This window comes from Hoeflea sp. CAU 1731, assembly GCF_039888615.1.
GTDB lineage: Bacteria > Pseudomonadota > Alphaproteobacteria > Rhizobiales > Rhizobiaceae > Flavimaribacter.
On sequence record NZ_JBDQQS010000004.1, the window covers coordinates 153,854 to 172,088 of the forward strand.

An 18,235-nucleotide genomic window follows, 5' to 3' on the forward strand; every position below is an offset into this window, starting at 1 on the left:
GCGTTACCGGAGGCTTATTGAGCCGCCGGGCATTAATATGCTGACAGGGGACGGACATGAATTTCGCAACGGAAACCATCATCATAGCCGTGGGGGCGTTCCTGGCGCTGCTGGGCGCGGCTTTCGCGCAGGACAGCCTGTTCGCCGCACATATGTGGGTGTTGTTCTTCGTGCTCCTGTGTACGGTCGTCGTGCTCCTGCGGATGACGACATTCACCGAGGACGGCGTCGCCGTCATCGCTCAGGATCGCTCCGGCTATATGGACGGCGTTATCCGATTTGGAACGATAGCTACGGTTTTCTGGGGTGTTGTCGGGTTTCTGGTCGGTGTTGTGGCGGCGGCTCAACTCGCCTTCCCGGATCTCAATATCGAGCCATGGTTCAACTTCGGTCGGGTTCGTCCCCTGCATACCTCGGCCGTAATCTTCGCCTTCGGCGGAAATGCGCTGATTGCAACCTCCTTATACGTAGTCCAGAGAACCACCCGCGCACGGCTTTTCGGCGGCAATCTCGCCTGGTTTGTATTCTGGGGCTATCAGCTATTCATCGTTATGGCGGCGACCGGATATCTGCTCGGCATCACAGAGGGTCGCGAATATGCGGAGCCGGAATGGTATGTCGATCTTTGGCTGACGATTGTGTGGGTGGCCTATCTCCTCGTGTTCCTGGGGACGATCCTGAAACGCAAGGAGCCGCACATTTATGTGGCGAACTGGTTCTACCTGTCTTTTATCGTCACCATCGCCATGCTGCATGTGGTGAACAATCTTTCAGTGCCTGTGTCGCTTCTGGGCGTAAAGAGTTATTCGCTTTTTTCAGGCGTTCAGGACGCGCTGACACAATGGTGGTACGGCCATAACGCCGTAGGCTTCTTCCTCACCGCGGGATTCCTCGGCATGATGTATTACTTCATCCCGAAGCAGGCCAACCGTCCTGTCTATTCCTACCGCCTGTCGATCATCCACTTCTGGGCTTTGATCTTCCTCTACATCTGGGCCGGGCCGCACCACTTGCACTATACGGCGCTGCCCGACTGGGCCCAGACGCTCGGCATGGTGTTTTCCATCATGCTGTGGATGCCCAGCTGGGGCGGCATGATCAACGGTCTGATGACGCTGTCCGGGGCCTGGGACAAGATCCGCACCGATCCAATCATCCGCATGATGGTGATCGCGGTCGCCTTCTACGGCATGTCCACCTTCGAAGGACCGATGATGTCCATCAAGGCCGTCAACAGCCTCAGCCACTACACAGACTGGACGATCGGCCATGTGCATTCCGGCGCGCTTGGATGGGTTGGCATGATCTCCTTTGGCGCCGTCTACTTCCTGGTTCCGAAATTGTGGCATCGCGAACGGCTGTATTCACTCAGAATGGTCAACTGGCACTTCTGGCTCGCCACGCTCGGCATCGTCATCTACGCGGCCGTCATGTGGGTCGCCGGCATCCAGCAGGGTCTGATGTGGCGCGAATACGACAGCCAGGGTTTCCTCGTGTACTCCTTCGCTGAAACCGTGGCGGCCATGAAGCCCTACTACATCGTGCGTACGCTCGGAGGCTTGCTCTATCTCGCTGGCGGCATCGTCATGGCCTACAACGTCGCCATGACTATCCTTGGCCACCAGCGTCAGGAAACACCCATTCCCGGCAGCCAGCCGGTAGCGCAACCGGCTTGAGGGGTCTGAACAATGTCATCTTTTCTCGACAAGCACAAAATTCTCGAAACCAACGCAACGCTGCTGCTGGTGTGCTCGCTTCTTGTGGTTACGATCGGCGGAATCGTCGAAATCGCGCCTCTCTTCTACCTGCAGAACACCATCGAAAAGGTGGAAGGCATGCGGCCCTACTCGCCGCTGGAGCTCGCCGGTCGCGACATCTACGTGCGTGAGGGATGCTATGTCTGCCACAGCCAGATGATCCGGCCGTTCCGCGACGAGGTCGAACGCTACGGACCTTATTCGCTGGCAGCTGAATCGATGTACGATCATCCGTTCCAGTGGGGCTCGAAGCGCACCGGTCCGGATCTGGCGCGAGTCGGCGCACGCTATTCCAACGAGTGGCATGTCCAGCATCTGATCGAGCCGCGTTCGGTGGTGCCGGAATCCATCATGCCGAGCTACAGTTTCCTGCTGGATAAAGAGCTCGAAATTCGGGACATCGAGAGTCACCTGAAAACCAACAGGATTGTGGGCGTTCCCTACACGGACGAGATGCTTGAAAACGCTTACGCCGACTTGATCGCTCAGGCCAATCCGGACGCCGATACAGCCGGCGTGGAGGAACGGTACCCGAAAGCGGTGATCGCGGATTTCGACGGCGATCCTGGCCGGTTGACGGAAATGGATGCGCTCATAGCCTATCTGCAGATGCTCGGCACGCTGGTCGACTTTTCCACGTACGATCCAACCTCGGGATACCGCTAGGGGATCGTCATGGATTATCAGTCGATGCGAACTTTCGCAGACAGTTGGGGGCTTCTCTTCCTGTTCCTGGTCTTTGTCGGGGTGATTATCTACACCTTCCGGCCCGGCAGCAGAAAAGAAGCGGACAAGATAGCCGAGATTCCGTTGAAGGACGACGAATCTCCGGACGAGAACGACAGGGAAGACGATGATGTCGGAAAAACAGATTGACGAAATCAGCGGCGTCGAGACGACGGGACATGAGTGGGACGGCATTACCGAGCTCAACAATCCGCTCCCGCGCTGGTGGCTGTATTTCTTCTACGCGACCATCGTCTGGGCGATCGGCTACACGATCCTCTATCCAGCCTGGCCGCTGATCAATTCCGCCACGACGGGGATCCTTGGCTATTCGAGCCGCGCCAGCGTGGCCGATGATATGGCGAAGGCTGAAAAAGTACAGGAAGTCTACGATAAAAGGATCGAGGAAGAATCTCTCGAAAACATCCTCGCTGACCAGGAATTGCGGCAATTCGCCGTGGCTGGCGGTTCGGCGGCCTTCAAGATCAACTGCGTGCAGTGTCACGGTTCCGGCGCGCAAGGGGCTGCCGGCTATCCCAACCTGAACGATGACAGCTGGATTTGGGGCGGCGACATAAATCAGATCTATCAGACCGTCGCGCATGGCGTGCGTTTCGACGGAGACGACGACACGCATTTCTCGGAAATGCCTGCCTTCGCTGATGTCCTCGATTCGCAACAGATCCGCGAAGTCGCGGCCTATGTCGTCAGCCTGACCGGCGCTCCTTCCAATCCCGATCTGGTGGAGCCTGGAAAACAGGTCTATCTCGACAACTGCGCTGTTTGTCATGGCGAGAACGCGCAGGGCGATATCGAACAGGGCGCCCCCAATCTTGCCGACCAGATATGGCTTTACGCCGGAACGGAAGCCGATATCGCGAAGCAGGTCGGCAAGCCGCAGCATGGCGTGATGCCGGCATGGCTCGGGCGTTTGGGCGAATCCACTGCAAAGCAGCTTGCCGTCTTCGTCCATTCGCTCGGCGGCGGCCAGTAGCGGCGAGGCTTTTTCCGCGCCGGGAAGACCTTTGCTGGCGAGCCGCATTTGATCGGCGTCAAGGCGTAGACAAGCTTCAAATGTCATGACGCCAAGGTGGCGGCTCTCATATGAAGGCCGCCGGTTTGCGTGACAGGAATCAATGATGAGTGACACGACCACTCGACCAGCCGATGTAGAACAATTCGACGCAGAAGCGGTCAACGCCGCTTGGGCGCGCAAGCCGCTTTACGAAGCGCGCAAGAAGATCTTCCCGAAAAGGGCGCAAGGACAGTTCCGCAATTTCAAGTGGATCGTCCTGATCGTGACGCTGGGCATCTATTACCTGACGCCCTGGCTTCGCTGGGATCGTGGACCCTTTGCGCCCGATCAGGCCGTGCTCATCGACATCGCCAACAGACGCTTCTATTTCTTTTTCATCGAAATCTGGCCGCAGGAGTTTTTCTTCGTCGCAGGCTTGCTTGTCATGGCAGGGTTCGGATTGTTCCTCGTCACATCGGCCGTCGGTCGCGCCTGGTGCGGCTATACCTGTCCGCAAACGGTGTGGGTCGATCTCTTTCTTGTCGTGGAAAGGGCAATCGAGGGCGATCGAAACCAGCGCATCAAGCTGGACAACGCTGCTTGGACTTCTGGCAAGCTGTTCAAGCGTATTTCCAAGCATGCGATCTGGCTGTTGATAGCAGTCGCCACCGGCGGCGCCTGGATTTTCTACTTCGCCGATGCTCCCACCCTGCTGATGCAGGTCCTGACAGGCGCGGCTGCGCCCGTCGCCTACATCACCATTGCGGTGCTGACGGTGACGACCTATTTGCTCGGCGGACTCATGCGTGAGCAGGTCTGCACCTATATGTGTCCCTGGCCGCGCATTCAGGCGACGATGCTCGACGAGAAATCGCTTGTCGTCACCTACAATGACTGGCGCGGCGAACCGCGCTCGCGTCACGCCAAGAAAGCGAAGGCTGAGGGAAAGGTTGTCGGCGACTGCGTCGACTGCAACGCCTGCGTTGTCGTCTGTCCGATGGGGATCGACATACGCGATGGCCAGCAACTCGAATGCATCACCTGCGCGCTGTGTATCGACGCCTGCGACAATGTCATGGATAAGCTCGGTCGTGAGCGCGGACTGATTTCCTACGCCACGCTTTCGGATTACGAAAACAACATGGCAGTCGCCACGAATGGCGGAACGACGGATATCGATCCCCGGCAGGTCCGAAACGCCGATGGCAGTTTCAGTGACAGGGTAACGCATTTCAACTGGCGCATCATCTTCCGCTTTCGCACGTTGCTTTACCTTGGCGTATGGGCGCTGGTCGGTTTGGCGTTGCTTTATGCGCTGCTTGCGCGCGACCGGCTGGAGATCAATGTTCTCCACGATCGCAATCCGCAATTTGTCACGCTGTCTGACGGTGACATTCGAAACGGCTACACCGTCAAGCTGCTCAACATGATACCCGAGCCACGCGTCATCTTCCTGTCGCTTGACGGCTTGCCAGGCGCGACAATGAGGATCAACGACATCGATCAGCCGGAAGGAACGTCCTTCGCGGTTCCCGTTGAACCTGATAGGTTAAGGACGCTGAAGGTATACGTCCGCCAGCCGCTCGGCGAAATCGCGGGGGGGCGCCAGTCCTTCCATTTCATCGCCGAAGACAAGGCAAGCGGAGAGTACGATCGGTACAACGCCGTGTTCAACGCACCGGAGTAAAGGCGATGAGCCTGTTCAACAGTATCTTTCGTCCTGCCGAGTTTACCGGCCGGCACATGTTCGGGATCATCGTTGTTTTCTTTGCAGTGGTGATTGGCGTCAATCTGACGATGGCCTACTTCGCGAGTCACAGCTGGAGCGGCCTCATCGTTCACAACACCTATGTCGCCAGCCAGCATTTCGACGAGGATGTCGAGGCGACAAAGGCGTTGCACAAGCGCGGTTGGGTGTCCGATCTGGACGTTGACGGCGAGACCATTGTCTACACGCTTGACGACGCGTCGGGCGCGCCGATCGAGGCCGAAGAGGTCGTGGTTCTGTTTCAGCGGCCGGCCAGCGAACTCCAGGACCGCGAGGTGCGCCTTTTGCCCCAGAGCCGCGGCCGGTTTGAATCGCAAAGCGCCATCGCGACGGGGCAATGGCTCGCCCGCATCAGCGTGAAGGATGGCGATTCAGTGCTGTACAGCGAAACCCGACGCTTCATTGTCCGTAATCCGGGCGCAGACAAATGAGCTGCTGCGCCGCCGGAAGCGAAGCCTCCGCGGAACTCGAGACGATGCGCGCGGCCGGGCATTCCGACGCCGAATTGCGCGCTGCCAGCAGGCCGGCGGGTGATGGACTTAAGCAGCTGGATCTTGCTCTGCCCGGCGTTCATTGCGGCGGGTGCATAAGGACGGTCGAAGCGGGTCTTAGCAAACTTCCTTTCGTGAACGAAGCGCGGGTCAATCTCTCCACCAGGCGCGTGCGCGTTATTTGGCGTGAAGACGGCGCGCCCTCTGGCATCGTCAATGCGCTGCAGGACCTCGGCTATGAAGCGCATATATTCGATTTCTCGGCTGACAAAAAGGACAAGACGCTCGGCGTCCTCCTGAGATCGCTGGCTGTCGCTGGATTCGCGGCCGCCAACATCATGCTGTTGTCCGTCTCGGTCTGGTCGGGCGCCGACGCTGCGACGCGCGACATGTTCCACTGGATTTCCGCGCTGATCGCCATCCCGGCGCTGGCCTATTCAGGACAGGTTTTCTATCGCTCAGCCTTTGCAGCGTTGCGCAAGGGCAGGCTCAACATGGATGTCCCGATCACGCTCGCCGTGATCCTCGCCTTTGCGATGAGCCTTTACGAGACGATGCATTCGGGCGAACGCGTCTATTTCGACGCGTCCGTGACCCTGATGTTCTTCCTGCTGATCGGGCGCACTCTGGATCATGTGATGCGCGAGCAGGCGCGCAATGCGGTCGCCGGTCTTCGCAAGCTCGCGCCCGGCGGCGCTTCCATCTTGAATGAGGACGGCGGTCGAACCTTCATCGAGACCGAAGCAATCGAGCCTGGCATGCATGTTCTGCTCGCTGCGGGAGATCGCGTTCCGGTCGACGGCCGGGTCATTGTTGGTGAAAGCGACATGGACGCTTCGCTTGTGTCCGGGGAAAGCGCGCCGCTGCGCATTTCGCCCGGTTCCCTGATCCAGGCGGGAACGCTCAACCTCACCGGCCCGCTGACAATCAAGGCGACGGCCTCGGCTGGCGATTCCTTCCTCGCAGAGATGGTTCGCCTGATGGAGGCCGCCGAGGGCGGCAAGGCGCGTTATCGCCGTATCGCAGACCGGGCCGCAGAGCTCTATGCGCCCGCCGTCCACTTGGCGGCGCTGCTCGCCTTTGTCGGCTGGATGGTTGTCTCCCGAGACTTCGGTCACGCGCTGTATATCGCCATCGCGGTGCTGATCATCACCTGTCCCTGTGCGCTCGGCCTGGCCGTTCCCGTGGTCCAGGTGGTTGCTGCGGGACGCCTGTTCAAAAACGGGATCATGGTCAAGGATGGATCCGCCATGGAACGTATGGCCGAGGCGGATATGGCCGTTTTCGACAAGACAGGCACCCTGACAATGGGCGAGCCGGTTCTGGTCAATGCGCAGGACGTCGATCCGCATAGTCTCTCCATTGCCGCAGCCATTGGCCGGCATTCGCGGCATCCTCTGGCCCGCGCTCTGGCTGGCGCTGCGCCACAAAGCGAAAATTTGGAAGAGACGCTTACAGGGTTGCGCGAGGCGCCGGGCAAGGGCGTCGAATGCGTGGTCGATGGCCGGACATACCGCCTCGGGCGCGCCGAATGGGCGCTGGAGGAGGGTGAGGACGAGGGCGCCGCAACGTCGACGACCCAGGCAGTTCTCGGGGTGAACGGACGGTTTCTCGCCGTGTTCCAGTTCGAGGACCGGTTGCGTCCGGCAGCGGCCGAAACCATTGCGACGCTCAAAAACCGCGGGATCGATGTCGAGATACTATCCGGCGACAGGCTCGGCGCTGTCGAAAGGCTCGCCCGGCTGCTGGGTGTGGCGACCTTTCGCGCTGGGGTGTTGCCATCCGGCAAACAGGATCGTATTGCAGCGCTCGCAAGTGAAGGCTGGAAGGTGCTGATGGTCGGCGACGGACTGAACGACGCTCCGGCGCTCAGTCGCGCGCATGTCTCCATGGCTCCGGCGACCGCCGCCGATGTCGGACGCAACGCCGCCGACTTCGTGTTCCTCCATAGCAGCCTCGACGCCGTCGCGATTGCACTCGACACCTCGGTGCGCGCGGGCAATCTCATTCGGCAGAACTTCGCCCTTGCGATCCTCTACAATCTGATCGCCATCCCGACGGCGGTTCTCGGATTCGCAAGTCCGCTGGTCGCCGCGATCGCGATGTCGTCCTCTTCTATTGTCGTCATCCTGAATTCGCTGCGCCTGCGCCTTGGCTCCGATCGTCTGGTTGGCGTGCAAAAGTCTTTCGAACCTGCTGAGCGGGAGGTCGCGACGACGTCAGGCGCAGGAGCCCGAGTTTGACAGGCCTCCTGTTCCTCATCCCGATCGCCCTGTTTCTTGGCGCGCTGGGATTGATCGCGTTTCTGTGGTCGATCAAAAGCGGTCAGTACGACGACCTGGAAGGCGCCGCCTATCGTATCCTTGATGATGATGACGAGGCGCCGAAGGGCAGCGAGGGATCTGCTACCGGCACACCGTACAGGTCAGCGGATGGGCCGGATCCTGAAGACCGTCAATCACATTGAAGTGGTGCCGGTCCGGTTCTTCAACGCTTGCCGTGGCGGCGCCCAGACCATTCCAGATATTGGCGAGCAATGCGTTTTGACGCAGGAACTCCTGGCGTTCGCCGCCGCCAACCCAGCAAACGAGCTGCGTGCCGGTGATCGGCTCCAGCAGGGCGGGGCTTTCCGTCAGCGCTTCCCTGCGATCGATCTTCAGGGTGTCGTTCAATTCCGTATGCATGAGCGGCCTCAGATCATGCACGCCGCTGATCGAGACAACGCGTTCGATGCGTGCGACGATATCGCCGTCGAGCGGCGTGTTCTTGCAGACCATGCGCGAGACGAGGTGGCCGCCCGCGGAGTGACCGGTCAGCCGTATCGGTCCTGCAACCCGTGAGGCGGCGAAGGCGATCGCCTTTCCGATCTCGGCTGTGATGCCGGCAATGCGAATGTCCGGACACAGCGTATAACTGGGCATGGCGACGCTGTAGCCCTGTTCCAGCGCGCCCTGGGCGAGATGCGACCAGGATGCGTTGTCGAACGCCTTCCAGTAGCCGCCATGGATGAAGACGACGAGGCCACGCGATTGTCCCTTCGGGTGAAAGAGATCCAGCCGGTTGCGGTCTCCCTGCCCGTAGGCGAGGCCGTTTTCAGCCCTGCCGTCGCGCGCCAACGCGTCGCGGAATTTGCGGGCCTTGAGCGTCCAGGACGCGGGATAGTCCTGTGCGCCGGGAATGTGGGGCGCGTTGGCGTATGCGTCGTCCCAATCCGAAATCTGGTGCATCAGCATGGCGGCGTGCGGCTCCCGTTTCCTGTCGCAGCATTGCTATTGACGCGTCATACACAAATCGGCGGACAAATGCACGTTTGCGGCGCGCCTGAAGCGAATACGCGTTAATCTGCATTGCGACAAAATTCCACGCGCGCGACTTGCAACGATCTGCGCCCGGTGTGATACACGGTCTATCGAATTGCGAGGGTCAGAGATGAACTGTGTTTTCGTGCAACTGCAATGCCATCCGGGCAAGGCCTACGCCGTAGCCGACGCGCTATACGAGCGAGAGATCATTTCGGAGCTTTATTCCACATCCGGGGAGTTCGATCTCATGATGAAGATATACGTTCCGAAGGGCGAGGATATCGGCAAATACATCCATGACAACGTGTTGGACATAAGCGGTATCGCCCGTTCGCTGACCACAATGACATTCACTGCATTCTAAGCGGAACATAACCATGAACGACAGCCCGATCGTCATTGTCGGCGCAGGTCAGTGCGGTCAGAAGGCGGCTGAAACCCTGCGGCAGCAGGGGTTTGAAGGCAGGATCATACTCATCGGCGACGAGGCCCATCCGCCTTATCAGAGACCACCGCTTTCCAAAGCCTATCTCAAGGGCGAACTGGAAGCTTCGCGCCTGTTTCTCAAGGCCGACGACTACTACGAGAAGTCCGGCATCAAGCTCAAATTGTCGTCGCCGGTCGCGTCAATCGATCCGGCTGAACACACGGTGACGCTCGAAAGCGGCGAGACCATCGCCTATTCGAAGCTGCTTCTGGCCACGGGAACGAAGGCGCGCGACATAAGCCTGCCGGGGACGGATCTGGAAGGCGTCTTTACGCTCCGCAACATCAAGGATGTGGACCGGATTTCCGGGATCCTGAACCCGGATATGCGGGTTGTCATCATCGGCGGCGGATATATCGGACTGGAGGTGGCCTCGGCATTGCGCGCACGCGGCAATCCGGTGACGGTTCTCGAAGGCGCGGACCGGATCATGCAACGCGTCGTGAGCCCGGATCTCTCCGCCTTCTTCCACGCCCTGCATACGGAAATGGGCGTTGTAATAAAGACGCAGACACGGATCGCCGCTTTGGAGGGCGGGGATCACGTCGAGGCGGTTCGACTGGAGAATGGCGATGCTATTCCGGCGGATCTGGTTCTCGTGGCCGTCGGGGCGCTTCCCGTGACAGACCTTGCCGAGCAGGCGGGCGTTGATGTCGACAATGGCGTCACTGTCGACGGCCAATGCCGGACATCCGCCGCAGACGTTTACGCAGCGGGCGATTGCGCGTCATTCTTTTCAAAGCGCTATGGCCGCCACATCCGGCTCGAAAGCGTTCAGAACGCCATCGATCAGGGCAAGCACGCGGCCATGGCGATGCTGTCCGAGCAACCAGACTACGATCCCGTTCCCTGGTTCTGGTCGGATCAGTATGACGTGAAATTGCAGATCGCCGGCCTCAATCAGGGCTATGACAGGGCGGAACTGGACGGCGGCATGGACGACCGCTCCTTCGCCGTGCGTTATTTCCTCGGCGACAAACTCCTGTGCGTTGATGCTGTGAACATGGCGCGCGCGCACATGATGGCGCGCCGGGAACTGGCGTCCGGCTGAATGCCGAAGATTTGCCGTTGATTTTCGATACTTTGTGATCTTTGCTGCGTTTGCAGCAGCGGAGAGCAAGACATGCCTGATTTGCCGGCACATGCACAGGTGGTGATCATCGGCGGCGGCGCCGTCGGCGCCAGTTGCCTCTATCATCTCGCCCTGTCCGGCGTCGTGGACGCAGTCCTGATCGAGAAGAACGAACTGACGTCCGGATCGACATGGCATGCGGCGGGCAATACGCCGAGTTTCTCCGGCAACCTGACGATCATGAAACTGCAGAATTACGGGTCCCGCCTTTACGACCGGCTGGGCGAGGACGTCGGATATCCGATGACCAGACACCGCACCGGGTCGGTTCGCCTTGCCCAGCACAAGGAGCGCATGCAGGAATTCGAGCATGTGGCGGCCATGGCGAACGCTGCAGGCATCGACATGCGGCCGCTCACGGTTTCCGGGATGTTCGACGATTATTACCCCTGGATGAATGGCGACGGATTGGTGGGTGGTCTGTGGGATCCGGATGACGGCGACGTCGATCCGGCGCAACTCACCCAGGCCTTCGCCAAGGGCGCTCGCGATCGCGGCGCAAAGATTGTCCGTTTTACGAAGGTCACCGGCCTCAAACAGAGAAAAGACGGCAGTTGGGACGTTGCGACCGACAAGGGCGATATCCATGCCGCTGTCGTCGTCAACGCTGCAGGCTATCATGCCGATGAAATAGGCAGGATGGTTGGGCGCGAGATACCGATGGTCACCATGTCCCATCAGTATCTCGTCACGGAGGCTGTGTCCGAACTCGAGGAGCTTTCGGATCATATCCCGCTTTTGCGCGATCCGGACGACAGCTACTATTTGCGTCAGGAGCGACAGGGCCTCATCCTCGGACCCTATGAATGGCGGGCGACGCCCCACTGGTTGACCGGGGGAACGCCGGAGGATTTTTCGTTTCAGCTTTTCGAGGACGATCTCGACCGGCTCGAATGGTATATCGACGCCGCCTGCAAACGCGTTCCGATGCTGGCGACCGCCGGCGTCCAGAAAGTGATCAACGGACCGATCCCCTATGCGCCGGACGGTCTGCCTCTGTTGGGACCGGCGCCGGGTCTGTCGAATTTCTACGAGGCCTGTGTCTTCACCTTCGGAATCGCCCAGGCCGGTGGGGCGGGCAAAGCCATTGCAGAATATATCGTTGATGGCGGGCCGGAACTTGATCTCTGGTGCGTCGATCCACGCAGGTTCGGCGACTACGCCACGAAAACCTACGCCACCGTCAAGGCGATTGAGGTCTACCAGAACGAATACGCGATCAACCTGCCGCATCGTCCATGGCCTGCCGGCAGGCCGGCCTTAACCTCGCCGCTCTATGACAGGCTGGCGGCGCTTGGCGCGCAGTTCGGTTCCTTTGGAGGCTGGGAACGGCCGCTCTGGTTCGCCGGCGAAGGTGACCGGCCGGAGCCGGACATGACGTTCGGCCTACCGCATTTCCACGACGCGATCGCTCGCGAAGTCGAGACGGTGACGACCAGTGTCGGTCTGCTGGACCTGACAGGCTTCAGCCGGTTCGAGATTGCTGGCGAAAACGCCGCGGGTTGGCTGGATGGCGTAATGGCGGGAAGGCTGCCGCGAACCGGGCGGGTCACGCTCGGCTATTTCTGTTCTTCCACCGGCGCCCTGGTGTCGGAAATGATGGTTGCGCGCCTCGAAGACGATCGGTTCTGGCTTGTCGGCGGCGCCTCGGGTCACTGGCATGATCGGGATCTGCTCAAGGCGCACATGCCGAATGACGGATCTGTAACGGTTGAGGATTTGACCCCGAGACATGTGACGCTCGCCCTTGCCGGGCCGAAGTCCCGGGCGTTGCTGCAAGCGGTCGCAAAGGAAGATATGGGCGACGCCGTTCTGCCCTGGATGGCTGTGCGTCCCGTGACCATCGGCATGGCGCGGGGATACGTCATGCGCATGTCCTATACCGGAGAACTCGGGTTCGAACTGCATCTGCCCGCTGAAGTCGCGGTCCCGGTTCACCAACGGTTGCTTGCGGCTGGAAACGAATTCGGGCTCGGTCACTTCGGCATGTACGCCCTTGACTCCATGCGTATCGAGAAGGGTTTTCGGTCCTGGAAGCAGGACCTGTCTACGGAATTCTCGCCGCTGGCGTCGGGCCTGCAACGCTTCGTTGACCTCGAAAAACCGACCTTTGTCGGGGGCGAGGCGCTTCTGAGGGAGCAGAAAATCGGGTCGCCGATCCATTTCGTGATGATGGAGTTGGCGCCGGGCGACGGCGAGGAGGCGCCAGGCGGCGCTCCTGTCTATTCCGGTTCAACGCCCGTTGGTCTGGTGACGTCGGGCGGTTACGGTCATCGCACCGGAAAATCCCTTGCTCTTGGCTATGTCCCGCCGGAATTCACGCGTGCGGGAAGTGAACTGGAAATCGGCGTCTTCGGAGAGCGTCGTCGGGCCCTTGTGCTTGCCGAAGCCCCGTTCGATCCGGGCAATCTTCGTCCGCGTTCAAAACGCTGAAAGCCGACAAAAGTGTATCGAAATGTATCAGCCGTCAGGCCTATTACATTTTGCGAAGGGTTATTTTCGCACGTTTCCTTGTCTTGCCTCTTTGATGCGCCACCTCTCTTTTCACGTATCTGAGAGTGACGCACGTTGACCAAAATATTGAATTCCCGACTCTTCTTCTGGTTCCTGCTGGCCTTGCCGGGAATTCCCATGATGATCGGACTTTTGGGCGGAGAGCCCCTCGAAGACGGACAGCCGGTGGTTCAGGCCCTGCTGCATCCGACGGGTGAGTTCGCAGCCCGGTTCATGATCGTCGCCATGATGATCACGCCGCTGCGCATGCTTTTCCCGAGAGCGCGCTGGCCGGTCTGGCTGATGCGCAGGCGCCGCTATCTGGGCGTCGCCGCCTTTGGTTACGCCCTCGCTCATACGCTGCTTTATCTTGCCGATATGGGGACGCTGAAACTCGTTCTCGATGAAATTGGAGCGCCCGGCATATGGACCGGCTGGATCGCGCTGGCGATCTTCATCCCGCTCGCCGTGACCAGCAACAACGCCGTGCAGCGCTACCTGCTCTCGTGGTGGAAGCCGCTGCAGCGCTGGGTTTATCCGGCGGCGTTGCTGACGCTCGCTCACTGGATACTGATCCACGACAACATGGCGGCGGCGCTTGTCAACTTCGCGCCGCTTGCTCTGCTCGAAATCTACAGACTTTGGAAGATGTTCAATCTTCGCGTCAATGCTCAGATTGCCCGTTAACGATGAGAAAAGGAAACGACATGACTTTCGCCCGCACTATCGCCTCTGCAGCAGTTCTCGCGGCCGTTACGACGCCCGCCTTCGCGACCGGCCTCATGACCTGCGATTCCGGTGACAAGACATCCTGGCAGTCTTCGGACCAGCTCAAAGAAAAGATGACCGCCGACGGCTGGCAAGTCACCCGGATCAAGGAAGATGGCGGATGTTATGAAGCCTACGGCACAACGCCGGAAGGACAGCGCGTCGAGGCCTATTACGATCCGTTGACGCTGGAGCTTCTGCTGATCGCGCGTCGCGGTCAGGTTCTCTTCAAAAAAGAGGACTGACAGGCTGTCGCTAGGTCAGCCCTTGCCCTTCCAGGGGATCAGCCAGCGCTCGAGGTAACGCATCAGGATTTCGATGATGTAGCCGATGATGCCGATGATGATGATGCCGATGACGACCGTGTCGGTCTGCAGGAAGTTCTTGGCGATCATGATCATTGAGCCCACGCCGCGGTCGGCGGCGACGAGTTCGGCGGCGACCACCGTACCCCAGCACACACCCATGGACGTGCGCAGGCCCGTGAAGATCTCGGGCAGGGCATTCGGCAGGATGACGTGGCGCAGAATCTGCGCCTTGGACGCGCCGAGCGAGTAGGCGGCGTGAACTTTCGATATACGCACGCTGGAAACGCCGGAGCGCGCCGCGATGGTCATGATGAACAATGACGCCAGGAACAGCAGGAATATCTTCGCGGTCTCGTCGATGCCGAACCACAGAATGATCAGTGGAATAAGCGCGAGCGGCGGAATGGGACGCATGAACTCGACGACCGGATCGAACAGACCCCGCGCCACCGAGGAAAGGCCCATAGCGAACCCCAGTGGAATTCCGACAAGAGCGCCGAAGAAGACGCCGGACAGCACCCGGAAGACGCTGATGCCGACATGCTCCCACAAGGGGACTCCGCGAAACCCTTCGGTGACCAGCAGGTAGATCCGGTTCCAGGTGCCGCCGATGGTCGGCCAGTAGAACGGCTCTATGACGCCGGCGACCGAGGTTAGCACCCATAGGGCGCCGAGGCCGAAAACAATGATAATGCTGTAGAAGCGGCCGGAATTGATCGCGCTTGCGTCGCCGAACTTGGCCGTCTTCTGTCGGGTAAATGCGTTGTCGGCAAGGCCCAGCCAGATGGCGATGTCGGAAGGTTCTTTCTTTTCTGACATGTCTCTATCCTGTCGCCTGTCCCATGATCTCCTCCTCCATTTCCCAGATCATGGACAGGATTTCCTCACGCCTAGCCACGAATTCGGACCCCGCCTTGATGTCGCGCGGGCTTTTCGTCATGCCCTCGTCTGCGAATGGCAGGTCATAGATTTTTTCGATGCGTCCGGGCCGCGGCGCCATCACGATCAGTTTCTCACCGAGGAAAAGCGCCTCCTCGACCGAATGGGTGATCAGGATGATGGTCTTGCCGGTCTCTTTCCAGAGCTTCAGCACAAGGCCCTGCATTTTCTCGCGCGTCAGGGCGTCGAGGGCGCCGAGCGGCTCGTCCATCAGGATGACGTCCGGATCGTTTGCAAGGCAACGGGCCAGCGCCACGCGTTGCTGCATGCCGCCGGACAGTTGATAGACCGGCTTCTTGCCGAAATCGGCAAGGCCGACCGTCGCCAGAAGATGCTCCACCCTGTCGCGTGTCTCGGCCCGCGGCTTGCCCGCCATGTTTGGACCAAACGCGACATTGTCGGCGACCGTAAGCCACTCAAACAGCGCGCCCTGCTGGAACACCATGCCGCGTTCGGAGCCTGGTCCCCGCACGACTTTGCCGTTCAGCCGGACTTCGCCGGCGGTTGGCGCCAGAAAACCGGCGATGATGTTCAGCAACGTCGTTTTGCCGCACCCAGACGGACCCAGCACGGAAACGAGTTCGCCTTCGCGAATATCCAGGTTTACGTCCTGCAGGGCGTGGACTTCGCCACCCCCGGTCAGCGTAAAGACCATGGACACGCCATCGATCGTAATACCGGACATCGCTTACTCCTGACCGGTTCTGAAAAGATAAAGGGGAGCCGTGAAACGGCTCCCGTGTCGCTGCCCGTCGATCAGGGCAGATAGTTCGGATCGATGAACTGTTCGTAGCTGTCGAGCGCTGCGTCCATGCCGCCGGCTGCGACCATGACGTCGGCGACGCCCTTGGTCATTTCCTGAACGCCACCGCCCATCCAGTTTGTGCTCTTCTGGTCTTCAGCGGTCGGGAAGCCGAAATTGGCGATCATGCCCTTGGTCGCCTGCGCGTCCATGCCGGACGCCTGGGCAATCACTGGCAGGGCTGCGTCCGGATCGGCCTTGTAGGCCTCGTTCGCCTTTTCGGTCACGTCGAGGAATTTTTCGACGAGATCGGGGTGCTCGGTGGCGAACTCGTTGGTGACCGTGATGATGTCGAACGTGTTGATGCCGACGGCTTCCTGCTCGGCGCCGGTCATCAGCGGCTTGCCGAATTCACGCATGCGGGTCAACGCGCCGCCAAAGCCGCATGCCATGACGACATCGCCGCGTGCCAGCGCGACAGCGCCGTCCGGCGGGTTCATCTGCACCAGGTTGACGTTGTTCACGTCGACGCCAAGGTGATCGAGGGTCTTCAGCAATTTGTAGTGCGTGACGTTGCCGATCGGCGTCGCCACCTTCTTGCCTTCAAGGTCCTTTGCGTTGTCCTTGGTAATGCCCGCGTCGTCGCGCACGATGCAATTGTCATTCTCGGCATACGTTACTGCGATGCCGACCAGCTTGAGTGGCGCGCCGGTGCTTACGCCGACAACGAATGGAACGAAGCCCTGGCTGTAAGCGATCTGGACGTCGCCGGAGACCATCGCCTGGGTCATCTCGTTGCCGTTTCCGAAGGCGCGCCATTTCACCTTGACGCCCATTTCATCGTCATAGGTTCCCTTCATCTGGGCGACCTGGTTGGCCGTCGGCCATTCCAGGAAGTAGGCGACAGTGATTTCATCCATCGCCAGAGCGGCTGGAATGGAAGCAGTGACCGATATCATCGCTCCGGCGGCGATCGCGGCGAGTTTCGTCTTGAAGGACATTTTATTCCCCTTTGATTGTTATGGAGGCGACCAGTTGATCCGGTTTCTTCAAACTGTGAAGGCGCGAGATTGAGCGCCGTCATCACACTGCAATATTCCGCGAAAACGGCCCCACGTCCAGTATTCATCAACTCAACTGCGCCTATGCCATTAGGCCGCAATAGATAACGCCAAAGGTAGTGCCAGCCCTGACTCCTGCTTGGCGCCAGTCCAGAAACGTCATGGAAATAGTCCTTTGAATACAGGCGTGTTGGGCTGTCTAATCCTTTGGTCGAAAGCAACTGGCGCCCACACCGCTCAATCGCGCGGTTGTAGTTTGCGATTGCCAGGGCCTCAACAATCCCGTTAGATTTATTTTCGTCGCGAACAGTTTGGGGGCTTCGATTATGCTCGACGGCGCAATGACCGTATGGTTTTTGATGACGGGACTCAGTCTTGCATTCGTCATCTGGGACTCCGTCAGCAATGGCGTCACAAGCTGGGTTCAGCGCGCCGCCTGGATTTTGGTAACGGCCTATACCGGCGTCTTGGGTCTGTTCTTCTATCTGTTGACCTGCCGCCGGCCCTTTGTCGGCGGGCACGATCAATTCACCAAACCGGTCTGGAAGCAGGCGGTCAACAGCGAGATGCATTGCCTCGCCGGCGATGCGACGGGCATCCTGGCGGCAGCCCTTGTCCTTTCTTTATTCGAACTGGCCAATGGCTGGGACGCCGTCGCCGAATATGCCGCCGGTTTCATCTTCGGTCTTTTTATATTTCAGGCGCTGATGATGCTCGGAATGTACCAGGGCGACTACATGCTGGCGGTCCGGAAGACCGTCTTCGCCGAGACTGTATCGATGAACTTTGTGATGGCGGGCATGATCCCGGTCATGGTGATCCTTGCGGACTATTGGCCGGAGTCGCGCCATCCCGGCGCGGCGTCCTTCTGGTTCCGGATGAGTCTGGCAAGCGTCGTCGGCGGTTTTATCGCCTATCCGATCAATTACTGGCTGGTGGCGAGCCATCTCAAACACGGATGCATGACACTGCCGGGCGCCGACGGGCCAGCGCCGAAACTTGGGCACAGTTCACCGGAGATGTCGACGCAACATGAACATGGCGCGCATGCGCACCATCATGGTGCAGACGACCTGCAATCCGGACACATGGTGCATGCGGCGCATGGCGCCCATGGAGAGCATGGTGGAATGCAGATGCGATCGCTATCCCTGTCTGTCGCAACAGCGTTGGTCGTCTTTTCCTTCGCGGTCCTGCTCGCCGCGCTGATCGCCACGAACATCTACACGCCGATCAGGTTCTGAAC

Annotated in this window: 16 protein-coding genes and 2 pseudogenes; 14 read left to right on the forward strand and 4 right to left on the reverse strand. The window is 59.7% G+C overall.

Annotated features, from left to right (window positions below):
• The first annotated feature begins 56 nt into the window (after nt 1-56).
• The 8 genes and pseudogenes from ccoN to ccoS form a co-directional block, all read left to right on the forward strand.
• Complete coding sequence (ccoN, locus tag AAFN47_RS08785) at nt 57-1,676, forward strand: cytochrome-c oxidase, cbb3-type subunit I (protein WP_499808838.1); 1,620 nt, start codon at nt 57-59, stop codon at nt 1,674-1,676.
• Between the two features lie 12 nt (nt 1,677-1,688).
• Nucleotides 1,689-2,423, forward strand: coding sequence for a cytochrome-c oxidase, cbb3-type subunit II (gene ccoO, locus AAFN47_RS08790; protein ID WP_499808839.1), 735 nt, complete (start codon nt 1,689-1,691; stop codon nt 2,421-2,423).
• Nucleotides 2,424-2,432: 9 nt separating this feature from the next.
• Nucleotides 2,433-2,585: pseudogene (locus tag AAFN47_RS08795) on the forward strand (cbb3-type cytochrome c oxidase subunit 3); the annotation flags it as partial.
• A 28-nt stretch (nt 2,586-2,613) separates the two neighbouring features.
• Nucleotides 2,614-3,477, forward strand: coding sequence for a cytochrome-c oxidase, cbb3-type subunit III (ccoP, locus tag AAFN47_RS08800; protein WP_499808840.1), 864 nt, complete (start codon nt 2,614-2,616; stop codon nt 3,475-3,477).
• 145 nt (nt 3,478-3,622) lie between these two features.
• Nucleotides 3,623-5,185: a cytochrome c oxidase accessory protein CcoG gene (gene ccoG, locus AAFN47_RS08805; RefSeq protein WP_499808841.1), complete on the forward strand. Its 1,563-nt coding sequence runs from the start codon at nt 3,623-3,625 to the stop codon at nt 5,183-5,185.
• A 5-nt stretch (nt 5,186-5,190) separates the two neighbouring features.
• Nucleotides 5,191-5,697 (forward strand): FixH family protein, encoded by a 507-nt coding sequence (locus AAFN47_RS08810; protein WP_499808842.1) that lies wholly within the window; start codon nt 5,191-5,193, stop codon nt 5,695-5,697.
• Nucleotides 5,694-8,000, forward strand: coding sequence for a heavy metal translocating P-type ATPase (locus tag AAFN47_RS08815; protein ID WP_499808843.1), 2,307 nt, complete (start codon nt 5,694-5,696; stop codon nt 7,998-8,000). The genes AAFN47_RS08810 and AAFN47_RS08815 overlap by 4 nt, the downstream gene beginning before the upstream one ends.
• A pseudogene (gene ccoS / locus AAFN47_RS08820) lies at nt 7,997-8,143 on the forward strand (cbb3-type cytochrome oxidase assembly protein CcoS); the annotation flags it as partial. The gene AAFN47_RS08815 and the pseudogene ccoS, both read left to right, overlap by 4 nt.
• A gap of 19 nt (nt 8,144-8,162) precedes the next feature.
• Here the strand turns inward: ccoS and AAFN47_RS08825 are convergent.
• Nucleotides 8,163-8,990, reverse strand: coding sequence for a hormone-sensitive lipase (locus AAFN47_RS08825; protein ID WP_499808844.1), 828 nt, complete (start codon nt 8,988-8,990; stop codon nt 8,163-8,165).
• A 196-nt stretch (nt 8,991-9,186) separates the two neighbouring features.
• On the opposite strand from AAFN47_RS08825, the gene AAFN47_RS08830 reads away from it, so the two are divergent.
• The 5 genes from AAFN47_RS08830 (at nt 9,187) to AAFN47_RS08850 (ending at nt 14,184) form a co-directional block, all read left to right on the forward strand.
• Nucleotides 9,187-9,423, forward strand: coding sequence for an Lrp/AsnC ligand binding domain-containing protein (locus tag AAFN47_RS08830; protein WP_499808845.1), 237 nt, complete (start codon nt 9,187-9,189; stop codon nt 9,421-9,423).
• 13 nt (nt 9,424-9,436) lie between these two features.
• On the forward strand, nt 9,437-10,597 hold the full coding sequence (locus AAFN47_RS08835) for an NAD(P)/FAD-dependent oxidoreductase (protein ID WP_499808846.1): 1,161 nt from the start codon (nt 9,437-9,439) through the stop codon (nt 10,595-10,597).
• A gap of 72 nt (nt 10,598-10,669) precedes the next feature.
• Entirely contained in the window at nt 10,670-13,111 is a 2,442-nt protein-coding gene (locus tag AAFN47_RS08840; protein ID WP_499808847.1) for a GcvT family protein, read from the forward strand.
• 198 nt (nt 13,112-13,309) lie between these two features.
• Nucleotides 13,310-13,858, forward strand: a complete 549-nt coding sequence (locus AAFN47_RS08845) for a protein-methionine-sulfoxide reductase heme-binding subunit MsrQ (protein ID WP_499808848.1) — start codon at nt 13,310-13,312, stop codon at nt 13,856-13,858.
• 20 nt (nt 13,859-13,878) lie between these two features.
• Nucleotides 13,879-14,184 carry a PepSY domain-containing protein gene (locus tag AAFN47_RS08850; protein WP_499808849.1) on the forward strand — a complete coding sequence of 102 codons (306 nt, stop codon included), beginning with the start codon at nt 13,879-13,881 and terminating at the stop codon, nt 14,182-14,184.
• Between the two features lie 15 nt (nt 14,185-14,199).
• Here AAFN47_RS08850 and AAFN47_RS08855 read toward each other — a convergent pair whose 3' ends face one another.
• The 3 genes from AAFN47_RS08855 to AAFN47_RS08865 all read right to left on the reverse strand — a co-directional run bounded on the left by AAFN47_RS08855 (nt 14,200) and on the right by AAFN47_RS08865 (nt 16,929).
• On the reverse strand, nt 14,200-15,066 hold the full coding sequence (locus tag AAFN47_RS08855; RefSeq protein WP_499808850.1) for an ABC transporter permease: 867 nt from the start codon (nt 15,064-15,066) through the stop codon (nt 14,200-14,202).
• Nucleotides 15,067-15,070: 4 nt separating this feature from the next.
• Nucleotides 15,071-15,871, reverse strand: a complete 801-nt coding sequence (locus AAFN47_RS08860; protein WP_499808851.1) for a taurine ABC transporter ATP-binding protein — start codon at nt 15,869-15,871, stop codon at nt 15,071-15,073.
• A 71-nt stretch (nt 15,872-15,942) separates the two neighbouring features.
• The gene (locus AAFN47_RS08865) at nt 15,943-16,929 is read right to left on the reverse strand and encodes a taurine ABC transporter substrate-binding protein (RefSeq protein ID WP_499808852.1); all 987 of its coding nucleotides are present in this window, start codon (nt 16,927-16,929) and stop codon (nt 15,943-15,945) included.
• A gap of 401 nt (nt 16,930-17,330) precedes the next feature.
• On the opposite strand from AAFN47_RS08865, the gene AAFN47_RS08870 reads away from it, so the two are divergent.
• The gene (locus AAFN47_RS08870) at nt 17,331-18,233 is read left to right on the forward strand and encodes a DUF4396 domain-containing protein (protein ID WP_499808853.1); all 903 of its coding nucleotides are present in this window, start codon (nt 17,331-17,333) and stop codon (nt 18,231-18,233) included.
• The last annotated feature ends 2 nt before the right edge of the window (nt 18,234-18,235 follow it).